Source organism: Tindallia californiensis (genome assembly GCF_900107405.1).
Taxonomy (GTDB): Bacteria; Bacillota; Clostridia; order Peptostreptococcales; family Tindalliaceae; genus Tindallia; species Tindallia californiensis.
On record NZ_FNPV01000002.1, the window covers coordinates 154,979 to 172,821 of the forward strand.

21 protein-coding genes, 1 pseudogene and 1 other annotated feature are annotated in these 17,843 nt (G+C 39.0%); of the genes and pseudogenes, 5 read left to right on the plus strand and 17 right to left on the minus strand.

Features of this window, described 5'->3' with window-relative positions; all coding sequences use genetic code 11:
* Window positions 1-95: 95 nt before the first annotated feature.
* Both tyrS and BLV55_RS02885 read right to left on the minus strand, forming a co-directional pair.
* Window positions 96-1,322, minus strand: a complete 1,227-nt coding sequence (tyrS, locus tag BLV55_RS02880; RefSeq protein WP_093310896.1) for a tyrosine--tRNA ligase — start codon at window positions 1,320-1,322, stop codon at window positions 96-98.
* A 57-nt stretch (window positions 1,323-1,379) separates the two neighbouring features.
* Window positions 1,380-1,611 (minus strand) — a binding site (T-box leader).
* An 85-nt stretch (window positions 1,612-1,696) separates the two neighbouring features.
* Entirely contained in the window at window positions 1,697-2,227 is a 531-nt protein-coding gene (locus BLV55_RS02885; RefSeq protein WP_093310899.1) for a TetR/AcrR family transcriptional regulator C-terminal domain-containing protein, read from the minus strand.
* A 176-nt stretch (window positions 2,228-2,403) separates the two neighbouring features.
* Here BLV55_RS02885 and BLV55_RS02890 point away from each other — a divergent pair, with 176 nt between their 5' ends.
* Window positions 2,404-2,934 carry an HD domain-containing protein gene (locus tag BLV55_RS02890; RefSeq protein ID WP_242870012.1) on the plus strand — a complete coding sequence of 177 codons (531 nt, stop codon included), beginning with the start codon at window positions 2,404-2,406 and terminating at the stop codon, window positions 2,932-2,934.
* Here the strand turns inward: BLV55_RS02890 and BLV55_RS02895 are convergent.
* From BLV55_RS02895 to BLV55_RS02935, 9 genes are all read right to left on the minus strand, one after another.
* Window positions 2,913-3,785, minus strand: a complete 873-nt coding sequence (locus BLV55_RS02895; protein ID WP_176968227.1) for a putative ABC transporter permease — start codon at window positions 3,783-3,785, stop codon at window positions 2,913-2,915. The two genes, BLV55_RS02890 and BLV55_RS02895, sit on opposite strands and share 22 nt — an antisense overlap.
* 314 nt (window positions 3,786-4,099) lie before the next feature.
* Entirely contained in the window at window positions 4,100-4,336 is a 237-nt protein-coding gene (locus tag BLV55_RS02900) for a thioredoxin family protein (RefSeq protein WP_093310904.1), read from the minus strand.
* A gap of 18 nt (window positions 4,337-4,354) precedes the next feature.
* Window positions 4,355-5,386: a permease gene (locus tag BLV55_RS02905; RefSeq protein ID WP_093310905.1), complete on the minus strand. Its 1,032-nt coding sequence runs from the start codon at window positions 5,384-5,386 to the stop codon at window positions 4,355-4,357.
* A 1-nt stretch (window position 5,387) separates the two neighbouring features.
* On the minus strand, window positions 5,388-5,750 hold the full coding sequence (locus tag BLV55_RS02910; RefSeq protein WP_176968228.1) for an ArsR/SmtB family transcription factor: 363 nt from the start codon (window positions 5,748-5,750) through the stop codon (window positions 5,388-5,390).
* A gap of 402 nt (window positions 5,751-6,152) precedes the next feature.
* Window positions 6,153-6,761, minus strand: a complete 609-nt coding sequence (locus tag BLV55_RS02915) for a GGDEF domain-containing protein (protein ID WP_093310911.1) — start codon at window positions 6,759-6,761, stop codon at window positions 6,153-6,155.
* A complete protein-coding gene (locus tag BLV55_RS02920) occupies window positions 6,671-7,810 on the minus strand; it encodes a PAS domain-containing protein (RefSeq protein WP_093310914.1) in 1,140 nt (379 codons plus the stop codon). Before BLV55_RS02920 ends, BLV55_RS02915 begins: the two co-directional genes overlap by 91 nt.
* A complete protein-coding gene (locus BLV55_RS02925; protein ID WP_207646011.1) occupies window positions 7,771-8,460 on the minus strand; it encodes a PAS domain-containing protein in 690 nt (229 codons plus the stop codon). Before BLV55_RS02925 ends, BLV55_RS02920 begins: the two co-directional genes overlap by 40 nt.
* 265 nt (window positions 8,461-8,725) lie before the next feature.
* Window positions 8,726-9,409, minus strand: coding sequence for a hypothetical protein (locus BLV55_RS02930; protein WP_093310917.1), 684 nt, complete (start codon window positions 9,407-9,409; stop codon window positions 8,726-8,728).
* Window positions 9,410-9,424: 15 nt separating this feature from the next.
* Complete coding sequence (locus BLV55_RS02935) at window positions 9,425-9,649, minus strand: helix-turn-helix domain-containing protein (RefSeq protein WP_093310920.1); 225 nt, start codon at window positions 9,647-9,649, stop codon at window positions 9,425-9,427.
* 214 nt (window positions 9,650-9,863) lie between these two features.
* Between BLV55_RS02935 and BLV55_RS14535 the strand changes: the two genes are divergently transcribed.
* Window positions 9,864-10,016, plus strand: coding sequence for a hypothetical protein (locus BLV55_RS14535; RefSeq protein ID WP_176968229.1), 153 nt, complete (start codon window positions 9,864-9,866; stop codon window positions 10,014-10,016).
* A 174-nt stretch (window positions 10,017-10,190) separates the two neighbouring features.
* On the opposite strand, the gene BLV55_RS14910 is transcribed toward BLV55_RS14535, so the two are convergent.
* From BLV55_RS14910 to BLV55_RS14915, 5 genes and pseudogenes are all read right to left on the minus strand, one after another.
* Complete coding sequence (locus BLV55_RS14910; protein ID WP_330386563.1) at window positions 10,191-10,583, minus strand: Fic family protein; 393 nt, start codon at window positions 10,581-10,583, stop codon at window positions 10,191-10,193.
* Between the two features lie 160 nt (window positions 10,584-10,743).
* Window positions 10,744-11,385: pseudogene (locus BLV55_RS02945) on the minus strand (phage portal protein).
* A gap of 131 nt (window positions 11,386-11,516) precedes the next feature.
* On the minus strand, window positions 11,517-11,843 hold the full coding sequence (locus tag BLV55_RS02950) for a type II toxin-antitoxin system RelE/ParE family toxin (RefSeq protein ID WP_093310924.1): 327 nt from the start codon (window positions 11,841-11,843) through the stop codon (window positions 11,517-11,519).
* On the minus strand, window positions 11,833-12,144 hold the full coding sequence (locus BLV55_RS02955) for a type II toxin-antitoxin system RelB/DinJ family antitoxin (RefSeq protein WP_093310926.1): 312 nt from the start codon (window positions 12,142-12,144) through the stop codon (window positions 11,833-11,835). Before BLV55_RS02955 ends, BLV55_RS02950 begins: the two co-directional genes overlap by 11 nt.
* A 76-nt stretch (window positions 12,145-12,220) precedes the next feature.
* Window positions 12,221-12,634 carry a transposase gene (locus BLV55_RS14915; RefSeq protein WP_093310929.1) on the minus strand — a complete coding sequence of 138 codons (414 nt, stop codon included), beginning with the start codon at window positions 12,632-12,634 and terminating at the stop codon, window positions 12,221-12,223.
* A gap of 43 nt (window positions 12,635-12,677) precedes the next feature.
* On the opposite strand from BLV55_RS14915, the gene BLV55_RS02965 reads away from it, so the two are divergent.
* The 3 genes from BLV55_RS02965 to BLV55_RS02975 are packed head-to-tail and all read left to right on the plus strand — an operon-like array spanning window position 12,678 to window position 16,128.
* Window positions 12,678-14,141 carry a recombinase family protein gene (locus tag BLV55_RS02965; protein ID WP_093310932.1) on the plus strand — a complete coding sequence of 488 codons (1,464 nt, stop codon included), beginning with the start codon at window positions 12,678-12,680 and terminating at the stop codon, window positions 14,139-14,141.
* The gene (locus tag BLV55_RS02970) at window positions 14,142-14,606 is read left to right on the plus strand and encodes a serine integrase family protein (protein ID WP_093310936.1); all 465 of its coding nucleotides are present in this window, start codon (window positions 14,142-14,144) and stop codon (window positions 14,604-14,606) included.
* Complete coding sequence (locus BLV55_RS02975; RefSeq protein ID WP_093310938.1) at window positions 14,560-16,128, plus strand: recombinase family protein; 1,569 nt, start codon at window positions 14,560-14,562, stop codon at window positions 16,126-16,128. The genes BLV55_RS02970 and BLV55_RS02975 overlap by 47 nt, the downstream gene beginning before the upstream one ends.
* A gap of 253 nt (window positions 16,129-16,381) precedes the next feature.
* On the opposite strand, the gene BLV55_RS02985 is transcribed toward BLV55_RS02975, so the two are convergent.
* Window positions 16,382-17,434 (minus strand): hypothetical protein, encoded by a 1,053-nt coding sequence (locus BLV55_RS02985; RefSeq protein ID WP_093310942.1) that lies wholly within the window; start codon window positions 17,432-17,434, stop codon window positions 16,382-16,384.
* Window positions 17,435-17,843: the final 409 nt, after the last annotated feature.

The following is a 17,843-nucleotide window of genomic DNA, read 5'->3' on the forward strand; positions in this document are numbered from 1 at the left end:
TCTTTTGTTGTGCTCGTCTTTACACGCCAAGAGAGATATCTTTTCAAGCGGATATCTAGTTTCCTCTTCAAATACAATACAGGGTACCTTGCTTATTAATTATTCATAAACGCCTTATGGTATATTTTCTTTCCTTTGCGAATTTTAGTACCGTTTTTCAATTCCTCAGAGGTAACAACGAGATCAATGGAATCAATTTTAACATCATTTAGTAATACTCCCCCTTGTTGAATTACTCGCCTTGCTTCAGTTTTAGAAACAGTTAGTTTACATTCAACCATTAAATCTATGATACCAATAACACCGTCAACCAGTTGATCTTCTCTTATCTCAGTAGAAGGCATGTTTGAAATGTCCGTTCCTGCTGTAAATAAAGCACGAGAAGTATTTTTTGCATTTTGAGCTTCCTCTTCACTATGAACCAACTTTGTCAATTCAAAAGCCAAGATTTCTTTCGCTTCATTTAGTTGACTACCTTCCCATTGGTCCATTTCATTAATTTGTTCCAGAGGTAAAAATGTTAGCATACGAATGCACTTCAATACGTCAGCATCATCAACATTTCGCCAGTACTGATAGAATTCAAAAGGAGACGTCCTGCTAGGATCCAGCCAAAGTGCACCTTTTGCGGTTTTTCCCATCTTATTACCTTCAGAATTCATTAATAGTGTATTTGTCATAGCGTAAGAATTTTTGCCCAATTTTCGTCGAATCAATTCCCTGCCACCAAGCATGTTAGACCACTGATCATCACCACCAAACTGCATATTACAACCATAATGCTTAAACAGATGGTAAAAATCAAATGACTGCATAATCATATAGTTCAATTCCAAAAATGAAAGACCCTTTTCCAATCTCTGCTTATAACATTCGGCTCGCAACATATTGTTTACAGAAAAATGTGCGCCTACTTCACGTAGTAGTTCGATATATTTCAAATCTAATAGCCAATCAATATTATTAACCAGAATTGCTTGATCATTATCAAATTCTATAAATTTTTCTATCTGCTTTTTAAAACAATTGCAGTTATGTTGAATTGTTTCAGGCGTCATCATGGTACGTAAATCTGTTCTGCCAGAAGGATCTCCAATATATCCTGTGCCACCTCCTAAAAGAACAACGGGTTTGTTTCCCGCCATTTGCAATCGTTTCATTAGGCATAAAGCCACAAAATGACCTACATGTAAAGAATCCGCTGTTGGATCAAATCCGATATAAAATGTTGCCTTCCCTTCATTGATAAGTTCTCTGATTTCTTCTTCATCAGTAACTTGGGCAATCAAGCCACGAGTTAGCAGTTCATCATAGATTTTCATCATTACAACTCCTTTGCATCTTTTGGGTAATAAAAATATCCCTCTGCTCCATTCGGAACAGAGGGCAAAATTTGCGGTACCACCTCTAATTTGGAAACCCTTCGCAGAATTTCCCTCAACGAGTGCCGAAGCACTCAAACGCTATATTGGGCGTACCCATCATATCCTACTGTAAGTTCAGATAGCAGCTCCTGGATGTATTCGAATCAGCACGTCAGCAACCTCTCACCAACCGGATGCTCTCTGAATGACTTAATGCCAACCTACTTCTTCCTTTCATCACCTTCTTTGTTTGAATATAATTAAAGTTTAATGCAGGCACCATTGAAAGTAAAGTCACAGAATGACACATGTGTGACTTTACGGAGGTGTCTTTAATCAATATACTTTAATATATCTGTTGGTAATGTCCGCTTAAGTAATGCAACCAGTTTTTTCTTATCCATTTTCATTCCACTGTGCAGCCACTCGATCACCATGTCTGTGCCACCGCGCGAAGCTATGTCAATTGTAAATTGCATTGTTTCAGATGTTATATCAACACCTTTAAAAGTTAGGTATTTTTCATATGTTTTTCTGGTAACTTGTATGTCGTAATCACGAAGTCCGTTAATATCTCGACTTGCATAAGCATTTTTCAAAACATTGTATTTTTCTTGGTAAATCTCAAGATAGCGCAGTAAGGCTTCTTCCCACGTAAAATTATCTGTAATACGACCAAAACTTTCTTCAAAAAATTGAAAAAAGTACCAGCTAGAGAGGTCATATTTATCTCTAAAGTGACGATAAAAAGTCTTCCTCGAAAGAGATGTGCCTAACACTATCTCACTAACTTGAATATCATCAAGGTTCTTTTTCGTTAGCAACTCCTCAAGGGATTTTGCAAATGCTTGTTTAGTGTTCATTGAATCGCTCCGTTTTCATTTGTGGACAAAGCATCAAAAGTATCGCTGGAAGCAAAAGGTAATCAGTTTGATATGATCCCATAAATCATGTTATTCTAAAGGTGAGTCTTTCCCGTATCATCCGTCATGCGATGGACTAAAGATATTGGAATGGTTATGGAAGGAGAAGGTTGGTCATGTATAAAGAAGTCAAAAAAAACACTTCAGCCATATCGAGTTTTCAGTCCATAACAAAAGACATCCTTTCTAACGATACCTTTAAAACCCTGGATTCTTTTGTGCATCATCGCCATATTTCCATTCTTGAGCATTCCATTCACGTTGCTTTTCGCAGCTATCTGCTGGCAAAAAAACTTTCCATCGATCCTTCTTCCACGGCCCGAGGTGCTTTGTTACACGATTTTTATCTTTACGACTGGCACCAGCGAAATCCTGAGAGCAAAACTGGCATTCAGCTCCATGGATTCAAACATCCAAAAGTGGCGCTGAATAATGCGAAACATCATTTTGACATCAATGCTGTAGAGGCAGATATTATCGAAAAGCACATGTGGCCCTTGACCATACACAAATTACCCAGATACAAAGCTTCTTTGCTGGTACTGTGGGTAGATAAATACTGTTCTTTTCGAGAAATCACCCACCAGGAAACCCGTAGCTTTGTGAAACAGCTGGTAGTCGAAGTCTATTCCTTTGAAGATCGGTGATTTCCGTTATCTTTTCGCTTTCGAATTACATAAAAAACGTAGGGTAATTTATTCGTGAGTGCCTTCGGGTACTTTTTGTAAAAACGTTGGATTTTCTTTGCTTTTTGAAGAGTGACGGAATACTCTTCGAATTTTCTTTCCTGTTCATGCTTAAGCATGTTTTTCTTCTGTCGAACAAGGTCAACAAACTCCTCCAAATCCTTGAATCCCCTCATCCTCCTGTAGGCCATCATTGTTTTAAGATCCTGTTGCCCTTCCTGTATTAGAGCCAGTTGCTTAGCCAGGATTTCAGATACTTCATGGAACCGCGTGATGATTCCCCTAAGCTGAATCAGTTCCGAAATGGTATAAGCAGCATCAACAACTAGCAAGATATATAAAATGATCATGAAACGAATCACTGTGGGATCCATAATCCGTTCGTAGTAATTCATTAAAAAGGGTTGTATATAGAGGAAAAACACCATCCCAAAAACGCCCCAAAATATGGAAGGACCCAGCGCAATCCGACCATTCAAATGAAATCTGAAATCAGAATAGTCCCACCAGCGAGTCTCAAAGGCTTTTTCCATCAGATAAGAAACGGTGTATTCCCATAATGTGGCCACCACTGAAGCAATAAGCACCACTGTCATCGCAAAAAGATATACTGATTCTATTTCCATCCCTCCGGCAAACCATTGAATGGTAGGCATCATTGTAATCCCAGCAAATGCGTAGATCGGAATAAAAGGACTTCGCAAAAAACCCCGGTTCACAAATTTTTTATTTTCAATGGAAACGTACATCGTTTCCCAGATCCACCCCATCACGCCATAGCATAAAAAAATAAATGCCCATTCATGCCACATAATGTCCCTCCTTGATTTGTTCTTCTTCATCATGATACCCAGATGTACTGATTTTAGCACTAAGTGTTCCATTTATGTCTGAGAAACAGAGAAAAACAAAGCAGAAGGCCCAGATGAAGACCGCTGCTCCAGCACTAAAACCAATTCCTACAGTTTCTCTTAGGAGATGAGTGATACCCCGTGGGCACCTTAAAACCGTTTCAAAACTCTAAGCACTACCAATATTGCAGCACTCGTTAATCCTCTTTTTTTGCAATATAAAACCTGAAAGAATAATCTTAAAAATTTCTTTCAGGTTTTAATCTGTTACTGTTTTATTTTTTTTCCAATATTGATTTAATTTCTTCTACTGTTGCTAACTTGCCCATAACCTCTACATTGCCGTCGATGACAAGAGCAGGTGTTTTCATTACGCCATAAGACATAATATCAGATAAATCTTGAACTTTTTCAAATTGAGCTGCCATACCCAGTAATTTAGCTGCTTCTTTTGCATTTGACTCTAAAACCGAACATTTTTCGCAACCTGTACCTAAAATTTTAATTTCCATGAAAATCCTCCCCTTGATTTAATAGATATAATGGCCTGCTAACAAACCTACTAAAGCAGAAAACACCATAACCAAAACAATATAAGTTCCTGTTTTCTTTTTACCTAAAACTTTTGATATAACAATCATATTGGGTAAACTCAGTGAAGGTCCAGCTAACAAGAGTGCAGTTGCGGGTCCTTTAGCCATATCCATTTCCATAAAAGCTTCTACAATTGGAATCTCCGTTAATGTTGAAAAATACATAAACGCTGCAAAGACTGATGCCACTAAATTGGATGTGTAAGTATTATCACCAACATGTTGAGCTACAAATTCATGAGGTAGAATCGTTTGAATAACACCAGCTGCAAAAATACCAACTAAAAATAGAGGCGCTATTTTTTTCGCAAGATTTCCCGTCTCTAAACACCATTCTTTGATTTCATTTACTGTAAAATTCTTTTTAAGCTGAAAGATCAAAGCAGCTAATAAAAACAAAGTAGGTATAGGATTACGGACACCTGATATGAGAATGGCAAGTAAATTCAGGAAGAAGAAGATATTTTGTTTCATCGTTCGGCCATTTTCATCATCGATACTAAACATCGCTTCATTTTCATCAACGATCTCACTTTTATTGTAAAGTGCATACATGATTATACCAATTATTAATGACAAAATAACAGCTCCAACAACTCTTACCCATCCAATCTGTAAACCTAAAGCTGAAAAAGTCATACTTATTGCTAAAACATTGATAGCCGGTCCAGAAAAAAGAAAAGTGATTGCCGGTCCTATTCCCGCTCCTTTTTTGCGTATACTCGCAAACATTGGAAGAACAGAGCATGAGCAAACCGTTAAAATTGCACCTGATACAGAAGCCACAACATAAGCTAACTTTTTATCGGCTTTAGGACCAAAATATTTAAGAATAGCCCCCTGAGACATAAATTGTGAAATGGCTCCAGATAAGAAAAAAGCAATGGTTAAAGACATTAAACGTCTTGCAGTTACATAGTTACTAAGTGATTCAAGTCCGCCGTATAGCATTTCTAAAAACAGTGTCATCTTAATCCCCCTTTTTTTCTATATTGTTACAACAAGATGTTGAAAATTGATCTTTTAATGCTAATCTTTGATAGTCTGAATAAAGCTGAGGTAAATCCTTAATATGTCCTTTCAATGATTCAATCATAGATTTTTGAATAGGATCTGTTAGGTGCAGTTCATAATAAATAAATTTCCCCTTTCGATGGTCCGTAACAAGTCCTAGATCTCTAAATTTTGACAAGACTTTTGAAACTTTAGGTTGAGATAGATTTAAAATACCTTCTAACTCACAGACACAAAGTGACGTTTCAGTCAGCAACATCAATATCCTTAGTCGACTCTCATCAGAAATCAATTTTAAAAAATTTTGAACAGATAACATTTGCATCCCCCTTTTCGTATACTCTTATATACATATGATAATATGTTTCGTTTGACATGTCAAGTCCATCCTTATTATTAAAAATCCTATTTTAGGCAACAAAAATCCTCCTGGTATGATCATATCCTCTCGGATAATCCAATCGTGTTTTTTCAAGGCTTTATTCAAACACGTATATTTTTATCTTCCACTTCTAAGTAGGAGGTTTTTTCTTTTTTGCTTTCATCTTTTCGAATATACTTCTGAATCACCTTTCGGGAAATACCTGTTTCCCTGTGAATATACCTCTGTGAATATCCCTCTGTGATTTCCCTTACCTACATGAAAAAAGCACCCAGTTAAAGGTGCTACTAAACTTAAAAAATGGCAGTGTAACCGAGGTGGCATCTGCGCCAACTATTACTACCGTTCTCTCAAACCTGCTACCTTCTGAGATACACGATTTCGCCCATCAATCTTTGATTGATACAAAGCTTCATCGGCACTACGTAATATTTCCCCAAAAGTTTCTACCCCTTCGGTATAAACACTAACCCCAACACTAATTGTCACCTTGATAATTTGATTATCGTAGGCTATATCAGTTCTAGCAAGCTCCTCACGAAAACCATCAGCAATATCAATAGCTTCAGCCATAGAGCACTTTGGTATAAGAACTCCAAATTCTTCTCCACCTAGCCTTCCTAAAACATTACTTTCATGAAACCATGTTTTCATAAGTCCACCCAACTCACGAATCACAGCATCACCGGCAGAGTGCCCCCAACCATCATTCACCATCTTAAATCGATCAATATCTAAGATTAATACCGCAAAAGCCTCCTGATTCTTAGTGGCCTCTTCAAACTCCTTCATAGACAGTTCCATAAAGTGCCTACGATTATTCAGCTGACTTAGTTCATCGATGGTGGCTAATATTCTTAATTTCTCTTGGTTCCTCTTCCTCTCGGTAATGTCTTGCTGTATACCAAACCATCGACTATCGCCATTGTCAAAAAAACAGGGGTAGATTCAATCAGCGCAAAGCTTACATCGTCACCGATGATTATCCTACCTTCCCAAGAAAACTGTTTTTGTTCACGAACACACTCTTTATTAAGTGCCTTAAATCTCTCTAGGTCTTCGGGATGTATTATATCAAAAGCAATCGCAGGATTAGCCAGCACATCTTCACGTCGGATTTGATTCATCTTACACCACCCGTCACTGACACACTCAAATTCATCACACCCATCAGCCCGGATCCAAAAAACATAAACCCCCACAGACACATGTGCAACCAAATCGTTGAAGCGTCTGACACTTTCGCTTAATGCTTCCTTGGCACGCTTCCTGTCAGTAATGTCGGCCAATACGCCTTCCCAGACAGTAGTACCATCTGGAAATCTGCGTGGAATGGATTCAGCAGTTACCCATCGGGTTTCACCATTTACAACCAATCTCGTCTCAGCGAAAAACGAGGTTTTCTCTTGAAAAGTCCGGACATTTAGTGCTACCCAATCATCGAAGTCATCTGGGTGGACGCAAGCGAAGGCTTTCAATGGATCTGAAGCCGCCTCCTCTCGGGTCAATCCCGTCAACTCCAGAAAACGACGGCTCATGAATTCGAATTTAGCCATTCCTCCATGGGCAGGCTGCACCATTGTGCATGTTCCAACTGGGATATTCTCAGTCAGTTCGTAAGCCGTTTTCTCAAGCCTTGCCTCGGCTATTCGAAGTGCCTCTTCTGTCTTTTTTTGTTCACTCTGATCATACATATAGCTACGAATAGTAGTTGGGTTACCTTCTTCATTTCGAACAAATATTGTAAACTCATAAACCCATATGTACTGACCAATTTTAGTCTTTAACCTGTAGGACTCTTCATATGAATCAATTTTATTTTCAACATTATGCTTAATTTTTTCAATTACACCCTCCAAATCATCAGGATGAACAAGTTCGCTATAAGAAAAGCCAGGGTGCAACAACTCTTCAGGACTATATCCAAGAATCTGCTCAACATTGGATGAAAAACTCCTTAAAGGTAGGTTATCGCAAGATTCAAAACCCCATTCCATTGTAAACACAGGACCCTCGGCAAAAATATTTCGTTCCTTTTCCAGTCCTCTGTAGCATTCTTCAGCTCGGTAATATCTCTGCTAATACCAAAGATACCGCTCACCTTATTGTTATCGTCAAAAATAGGCCATTTGTTTGTCTGAACATATCCTATTTCGCTACTTGCTAAATAATATGGATTAACCTTGTTGAGAAGTGGTTTCCCTTCATTAAAAACAGGTTTTTCTTCTTCATTATAAATTGTAGCGGTATCATGAGGAAACACTTCAAAATCATGCTTTCCAATCATATCCCTCCAATGCTCATGATTAGTAATATCCGCTAGAGTTTGACTGCAAAAGATGAATCTGCTATTACTATCTTTATAGTAAACAAAATCACTTGTTTGTTTCAAAAAAACTCCGAGGCTACGGGCTAAAATGATACTTTCATGCTCCGTTTTCTTAATTTTATCTATTAAAAAAATTATTACCGCAGTAAAAGCAAGTATAGCAAGGGCAACAATTAAATAGATCCTCATAAGAGAGGCAGAAAGCACTGAGTATGAGCTCCAACCTGCAGTGGGTAATGCGCCAATTTGCCAGCTGCCATAGGGAAGATCTATCAAGTGAGTAACGGGTTTTTTTCGAACACCGATGCATCTCCCCAAAAAACATCTCCCTTTGCTCCAAGGGCATTTCTGCCCCTGATGGCTATATTCAATAAATCATGCTCTTCTTTTATTCCTGCTCCAGCAATAATTGCCTCACTGTCCAAAACAACAGAAGCAAAACCCCAAAACTCCTCCTGAGATGATGCTTTATCTGCAATTTGTATAGGTATTCGGGCAATAAATCCTTCTCCACCCTGTACAAGTGTAAGGAGACCTGCTAGTACAATTTCGTAAAGTAGAACCTCCCCTTTACAAAATCAATCTACTCATCCTCGTCTTCCTCCCCAGCTTCGTTAATTCCAAATAACATCTGGAATTTATCGAAGTTATAAGGGTATGAATTGTCACCATTAAATCTTACTGGTTTATGTCCATTGTTATATTCAAATTCCAAATTCCACTGTGTTCCATCAAGCACCATGTATCCAAAACGCTTAGTTGAATATCGCCTGCGCCATTCACCAATATGAAGATCTTTAAGCGCGGTTATGAAAGTATCCTTTGTATACGGCTCCCGGCTATCATCATCCCATAATGAGAGAGGTTCTTCATGTTCCCATAATTTTGTATAGGCTTTCAGTACATCAGTTAGTTCTACAATATAATTACGGTAGCCACCAAAATACCCTCCAATACTGAAAGTTATCTTGCTGATGGCATCCATGTTTACATCAAAGTCAACAGCCTTTTCTTCAGATTTTGATAAAGTATAAGTCCCACCAGCTGCAACATAAGCTTGTTTGGCTTTTTCCAAGTATTCACGAGTCCAGTATAGGCGAGTTTCTTCACTTGGATGCATAACAGTTTTTATGCCCCCATGCGGGTTTTCCATTGAGTTTTTGAGGCGACCTATTTCTTGCTTAAGTCCTCGAATAGCGGTCATAATCTGTTCTTTAGTTTTTCCTTTAAGATACTCTTCATAGTAACATTCTGGGCTAATCATCATACTAGACCGCCTCCTTTACTCATTACCCGTCTTTATTTCATCGCCGTCAGGCAATATAAATGCTTGCACAAACTTAATATCCAATGTATTTGCTATAGCTTTCAATTCATCTAAGGTTACAGTTTCGCGTTTTAACTTTTTGCTAAAGTTCTGTGGAGTCTGACCAATACGTCTAGCAAGTTCAGAAACGCTTATATTCATTTGTTCGCAAAGTTGTTTGATCATATCGGCCGTAGTCATATAGCACCTCCATATTCTACTAAAATATATTATAAGCCATTTGGTTGATATACACAATAAAATTGCCAATATTCTCATAATTTCATAGCCATAATAAAACCCACAACTCCACTCTAGAGTCATGGGCAATTTAAGTCCCCCTGTGTTAGAATAGTCGTCATAGACCTCCAACTAAAGTATCGTGAGTACCAAGAAGAGTTGGAGGAGGAAAAACATGGCCCGCTACAGCGAATCATTCAAAATATCCATTATGCAGAAGATGATGCCGCCTGAAAATCAGAAAGTATCCACCATTGCTCAGGAAGCGGCTCAAAAACAAAAGGAACTGAAAGAACAGGAAAAAGCCTACCGCAAACCGGGGACATAGTCAGAAGCCCGTTAAAAAACCAATTGCTACCCACTTTGCTACCAGGCCCAATCAGGTGTGGATGTGGGACATCACTATGTGTCTTGTTTCAAAATACTCAAATACTTTTCATAAGAAAAAAGCCTGTTCCTTTGAACATTTTGAGTCTGTATAAGTATCCCTAAATCCACCATTTTATTTACCGCATTTGATACTGCATTGTAGGAAAGACCCAACTCTTCGCTGGTTTTTTTTTACATCAATTCTTAAAATCCCGGTTTCCATCAGAAATAGATTATTTAACAAACGTCCAATCTTTCCATTTCCATCTAAAAAAGGATGTATTGTCTCAAACTGGTAGTGGATTAATGCTATTTTTATTAATGAATCTAAATTGTCTTCCTCATTAATAAACTTTTCTAGGCCCGCCATTGCCTCTTCCATATCTTCTACATTTGGGGGAATGTAAAGAGCCGTATTTAATGTACTTCCAGAAGGCCCAATCCAGTTCTGACTTCGACGAAATTCTCCAGGGTTCTTCTCTTCCCCTCGAACATCCTTTAGCAATATAGCATGGGTCTCTTTCATAAGGCGGTTGCATATCGGTAGTTCTCTCAATCTTTTGGTTGCACATTGCGAGCCCTTAATATAGTTTACAACATCAGTAACATGGTGGTTTGTATTCTCCTCAATTTTAGGATCTAAGATATCGCCCAAAGTCGCTTGCAGGTCTTATTATTTCATTTTCCTAAAAAACAAGCAGACCCCTCGAATCATAAACAGACTTCCCGCCATGATTGCCTTCATTTCTAATCGCTCTATCAAGTGCCATAATCATCGCCACAGCACCATCAATATTCCTCTTTGCAATGGCCATTCCTATGGCCTGTTTTGCCATGGCAATGGGAGAATGTCCCACAAGGCCGTCAAAACCAAGTCCCGGAATGTGTAACGCATCAAAACTTCTTAAAATATGCTCTTCATTATCTTTGTCATAGCTATAGTAAATCTCTCCACCCTCACTTCTTTTTACCGTCATTTTGTCAGGCATTAAAGGATATAGAGCTACCACTTTTCCCCTACCGTCTCGAATCACCTGGGCGTAGGCATTGCCTCATAATAAAAGATGACTCATCAGTGTTTCTCTGAACACAAAAGAAGTCATCTCATCGTTAGGTGCATCGTGAAGGATAGAGTATAACGGGTGGTCCAGGGCTTTCTCTTTGCCTTTTTCGGTACGGATATAGATGTGAAGCGGCAGGGATGCGATGGTCTCCGATAAAATTCTGACACAGGCATAGACTGCACTGGTTTGCATGGCCGTTCTTTCGTCTACATGCTTTCCACTACTGGTTGGTCCAAAGAAAAAACTGTGAGCACTCCCCCACATACTGTTCTTTGGATCTGCTCTTGAGTTAAAAAACTTTGATAAAATCGGTATGTTCAAGTGTGATCACCTCCTAAAATTGGGCCTGAAAAAAGCACCCGGTTAAAGGTGCCTTTAAAAGTTTGGCGTTTAAACTATAATTTTATATTTGAAAGTTGTAGGTCAATGTTTCGTCCAGCATACATTATTCTTATTACCGCTACTGTATTTTCTTCTTCAATGACCGTGTAAAATACAAGGTAATTGTCAACCGGAAGAACTCTAAGTCCTCTACTATGCCATGGTTCATCTTGGTATAGTTTGTAGCGGAGGAGTAATTCATTTAGGGTATGAATTGAGTTCACTATTCTATCAATTTGATTTTTTGCAGTTTCAGGCACTTGTAAATCCATAGCAATATAACTGTAAACATTCAAAAGGTCTCGCTCTGACTCTTCGGTGTAGACAATTTTATAGCTCATGTCCATATTCCTTAGTAATTCGCTCGGCCACCTTCTCTGCTGATAAAACCCTACCGGCCTTTAAGTCATTAAAGCCTTTTTCAATTTCATTATTAAACTCTTCCGTTGTTAAGTCTTCAAATGCAACAGGTTTATTTTGCTTAATTTTAACATCAAATGGTAGTCCATTTTGTATAACTACCTGTCTTAGAAAAATATTGACAGCACTTGACATAGGTATCCCCAGTTTATTTAACACCATTTCTGCTTGTTCTTTTATTTCCGGCTCAACACGAGCAAAGATACTTGTAGTTTTAGCCATATATATCGCCTCCTTCTTGATAATTACATCATATCATTTTGTATTTCGTTGTGCAATACATTCGCAAGCTAAAACACTAAAATCCCCTCGAATCATAAACAGAATTCCCACCATCATTCCCTTCATTCCTTATCGCTCTATCCAATGCCATAATCATGGCCACGCCACCATTGGCTTGTAGACAAGCGTTTTTCAAGCTCTGGACCTGTTCGACATAAAGGCCTTTTTTCCGGCAATATTCTGCCAGTTCGGTTTCATTAAGGCTGGCTGTTTCCAGCACCACTTGAAATTTATCTTGGGTACTCCACTGCTCTGCATTAGTTTCACCATCCGGGATGACGATGCCTTTAGCTTTGGCTTCTTTTTTCCATTTATATAAAGTGGCTTCTGACATTCCGGTTTCTTGAGCAATGGTGGATACTTTCTGATTTTCAGGCGGCATCATCTTCTGCATAATGGATATTTTGAATGATTCGCTGTAGCGGGCCATGTTTTTCCTCCTTCAACTCTTCTTGGTACTCACGATACTTTAGTTGGAGGGCTATGACAACTATCCTAACACAGGGGGTTACGAAGCTTATATTAAAGCAAATCCTGATTGGGAGTTTGCTGGCCTATACTACGACGAAGGCATCACAGGAACTAAAAAAGAAAAACGACCTGAACTGCTTCGGATGATTTCCGACTGTGAGGATAAGAAAATTGATTTTATCGTAACCAAGTCCATCAGCCGGTTTGCCAGAAACACTACAGACTGCTTGGAACTGGTTCGAAAGCTAATTGACCTTGGCATCTTCATTTATTTTGAAAAGGAAAACATAAACACAGGTTCAATGGAAAGCGAACTCATGCTGTCAATCCTGAGTGGACTGGCCGAAAGTGAGTCCATCTCCATTTCAGAGAATAACAAGTGGTCTGTACAGAGACGATTCCAAAATGGAACCTACAAAATCTCTTCTCCTCCCTACGGCTACGACAGTGTCGATGGGAAGCTGATTATCAACAAGGAACAGGCTGAAATTGTCCGCTTTATCTTTTCTGAGATTTTATCTGGAAAAGGCACACAGAAAATTGCTGATGACTTGAACCGGCGTGGAGTTCCAACTCAAAAAGGTGGCAAATGGAGATCGACTACCATACGTGGAATGGTCACCAATGAAAAATACACTGGTGATGCTATCTTTCAAAAGACTTATACTGACAGCTCCTTCAATAGACACCTAAACAATGGGGAGAAAGATCAGTACCTGTTCAAGGACCATCATGAAGCAATCATTAGCCATGATAATTTCGAGGCTGCTCAGGCCATTATTGACCAACGCGGCCGGGAAAAAGGTATAAAGAAAAATACCTCTAAATACCTTAACCGCTACGCCTTTTCAGGAAAAATCATCTGTGGTGAATGCAGCGGGAAATTTAAGCGAAGGGTCATGACCTCAGGAAAGCACAAAATCTCATGGTCCTGCTCCATTCACATTTCAGACATCGATAGTTGTTCAATGAAATCTATTCCTGAGGATCGAATTGAGCATGCCTTTGTCACGATGATCAACAAGCTCATCTTTGGACATAAGTTTGTTCTAAAGCCCCTACTGGATAGTCTGACCGGAATGAACTCTGAAGATAGCCTTGCAAAGATTCAAGAGATCGATAAGAAAATTGAAGAAAACGGTGAGCAACAAAATGTGCTTAGTGGACTTAGATCCAAAGGTTATCTTGATCCAGCAGTTTATAGGAAAGGCAACAATGAGCTATTAAATGAACTTGAACGCCTGAAACAGCAAAAAGAATCTTTGATGAGGTTACTGAGTAGTGATGACGAGACTCAAAAAGTTGTTAATGAACTCCTGCGGTTTACGAGCAAATCTCCCATGCTCTTAGAATTTAAGAGTGATGTTTTCAACAGATTTGTGGACCACATCATTGTATTCTCAAGGGATGAAATAGGGTTTGAATTGAAATGCGGAATCACACTGAAAGAAAGGCTGGTGAATTGAATGGGCCACACACCCTACGGTTACAGAATTGAAAATGGTAAAGCGGTTGTCGATCAGGAAAAATCAGAAAAAATAAAAATGCTCTTTGAAGCTTATCTATCTGGCGATTCACTGGCCACCGCTGCAAAGAAAGCAGGTATTAAAGCCTTCCATGCCGGAATCGGCAACATACTGAAAAACAAGAGATATGTCGGAGATGGATTCTACCCTGCAATCATTGATAAAGCTAGCTTTGAAGCTGCGGAAATAGAACGCATGCGTCGGGCTGAAAACCTTGGACGTATATGGGAAAAGAAAGCACTAATAGAATCTCCTGCTCCCACCTTCTTCTTCATTGCAGAGGGAAATAAACAGTTTGATGATCCTTTTAAGCAGGCAGAATACGCCTACAGTCTGATAGAAACGGAGGTGAATGCGAATGGCGGTCAATGCGAATGTAACAGTAATACCCGCAAGGAAGCATAAACGTAAAAGTCCTGATGAAGAAAAGCCCAAGCTACGAGTAGCCGCCTATTGCAGAGTATCTACTGATAGTGATGAACAGGCCACAAGCTACGATGCACAAATTGAACACTACACAGCCTTCATCAGCGGTCATCCAGACTGGCAGCTGGCAGGGATATTTGCGGATGACGGTATCTCAGGAACCAATACCAAGAAACGCGAAGAGTTTAATCGCCTGATAGATGAATGCATGGCAGGAAATATCGACATGGTGATAACTAAGTCCATAAGCCGATTTGCCAGAAACACACTAGATTGCCTGAAGTACATCAGGCAGCTTAAAGATAAGAATATCGCGGTATTTTTCGAGAAGGAAAACATCAATTCCATGGATTCCAAGGGAGAGGTCATGCTTACCATTATGGCTTCTTTAGCTCAGCAGGAGAGCCAATCACTAAGTCAGAACGTAAAGCTTGGACTTCAATACCGGTACCAACAAGGCGAGATCCAAGTGAACTGCAAATGGTTTCTAGGCTACACCAAAGATGAGAATAAGAAGCTGGTCATTGTTCCAGAGGAGGCTGAGATTGTAAAACGCATTTATAGAGAGTACCTTGAAGGGGCCAGCATGCTAAAGATTGCCCGAGGACTTGAATCTGATGGCATCAAGAACGGAGCTGGACGAGACAAATGGCACACCAGCAACATCAATCAAATCCTCCGGAATGAAAAATACATCGGAGATGCGCTCCTTCAGAAGACCTATACCGTTGACTTTCTTACGAAGAAGCGTGTCAAAAACAATGGCCTTGTCCCTCAGTACTACGTGGAAAATAGCCATGAAGCCATCATCCCGCGTGAAATTTTCATGCAGGTCCAGGAAGAACTGATCAGAAGGCGCATTGTCCACACCAGTCCAAATGGCAAAAAGAGAACCTTCAGCAGCAACCACTGCTTCTCTCAAATGATTATTTGCGGCACATGCGGTGAAGTGTTCCGAAGAGTCCACTGGAATAACCGCGGCAAGAAGTCCATCGTTTGGAGATGCGTCAGCCGCCTTGAAAACACTGGACTATTCTGCGATGCTCGCACGGTTCAAGAAAGCAGCATTGAGCAGATTCTTATAAAAGCCATTAATGAAACCTTAGGTGAGAAGGACACCTTCCTATCCATCCTTGAAAACAATATCGCCACGGTAATCAGCCAGGAGAACAATCAGACTCTAGCCGATATCGATAAACGCCTAGGAGAACTACAGGCAGAGCTTCTCAAGCTGGCCAGCACAAAATCTGATTATGAGGATGTAGCGGATGAGATCTACTCATTGAGAGAAGAAAAACAAAGAGTCCAAGTGGACAGCGCTAGCAAGGATGAAATCAAGAAACGTATCGTTGACATGAGCGCCTTCCTCAAAGAGCAGCCCACCATCATTACCGAATACGATGAGGCTCTGGTAAGGAGGCTGATTGAAAAGGTCTCTGTTCACGAAGATAAGTTCACTGTGGAGTTCAAATCTGGACTGACCGTTGATATTAAAGAATAGAATGAAGTAAGGCACTCTACAAAGTTAATGTAGGGTGCCTCTCTTATTTATTTTTTATGTTACATCATACAACATAGAAAACTATGCTTTTGGGTTTCCTTTACCCTTAGTCACTATCAATGTAATTACAGCTGGAGCCGCGGCCAAAATAAAACCTCCAACTTTTTTTGCACCTTTTCCAATCTTTGAAGCTCTCTTTGCTAAACAGTGGGCGCAAATAAAACCTTCATTTTCTTTTCCACAATCCACGCATCTACTCATATATATATTCCTCCAATAATTTCTTCCCCGGAACTTCAACCGATATATAATCTACATTATTAAGTAAAGCTTTCTGATTATAGTTTTCTATAATGTCAATATAATCATGTGGATGTGTATACCAACATTTTTGATTATCAACATTTCCTTCTAGTACAATTCTTGACATAGGAATCATTGATTCAGCATAATTTTCAATTAGTACTTTAGCAGGTTCGAATACCTTTGGAAGCACTTCCGTACTCCCCAATCTTTCGTATGCGGTTGCTAATAAATTAGTTGCATAAATGTATGCTTGGAAGCTCTCCTGCAGTTCATTAAAAGTATCATCAATTTTATCATAAAATTTGCCATCGAAGAGACATTTAATAGTCAAGTGAATCTTGTTATTTGGTATTGACACACGATTTTTCATCTCTTCTTGAAAATACAACTCTAGCTGAGAACGACCATTATTCAAGCTGCTTATTGCTCCAAGAATTAATTGTTCTCTCCTCGGATTGTTCTCTGAAATTTCTAACGCCTGTTCAAGTTGATTCCTACCAGAAACAATTAAACCAATTCTATCAATAACTTGTCCTCGTTTTATATCTTTAGAAATTGCTTGAATTTCTGAAAGCATTTCAGATATATCAGCTAACTGTTTTTGAATTGCAATATTTGCAACATTCGTAGATAGACTTTGTAACTTTTGAGATTGAGTAGGATCAATTTGTTCAAGCCGAAGTTGATGGACAATGTTCTTATTTGCTGGAGCAGTTTTATCAATTATTGTCGAAAGTAAATCTCCAGATTTAGTTTTCATAATATCAAACTGCCCACTATTAATTTTATCTAGGACATCTTTAGGGAATTTCGCTATATAAATTTTGTCGGGGTCAATAATATCTTTTAAGCTATTTATACCAGATGCTACTTCAGATAACAGAGCTCCAATATTGTTTTGTCTATCAATAATAGAATTGTTAACTTCATTGAAAATTACTGGTGAATCATATACTTTTTGCGCAATCATATTTTTATCCGTTATAATAATCTCTTTCAAAACCTTCCCCCCCTTTATAATACCATTCTATTTTATAAAACTTGTTCTTTCAATCCTAAACTTTCAACCGAAACATCCATTCTGCTCTGTACGGACCCTCTGACATTCAATCTGTTATGTACGGGGACACTGACATCTAATCCGTTCTGTACGGGGCATTTAGCCCCTCTTGGACTAGTTTCCGCAGAGTAAAAAATCATCGTTTTTCTAACAAACTTATTTATCACTAAAAACCCCGAAAAGGCTTATATCAAGCCTTCCCCGAGCACACTTCTTTATTTTCTTGACATCAATACCACCGTCTCAACATGAAATACTTAGGCTATTTTACACATCTTCATAATCCTCATTTTTCCCTGTATTTATGCGATTTTGCAATTGATTCCGTCTTATCGAGCCTTTATTTCTG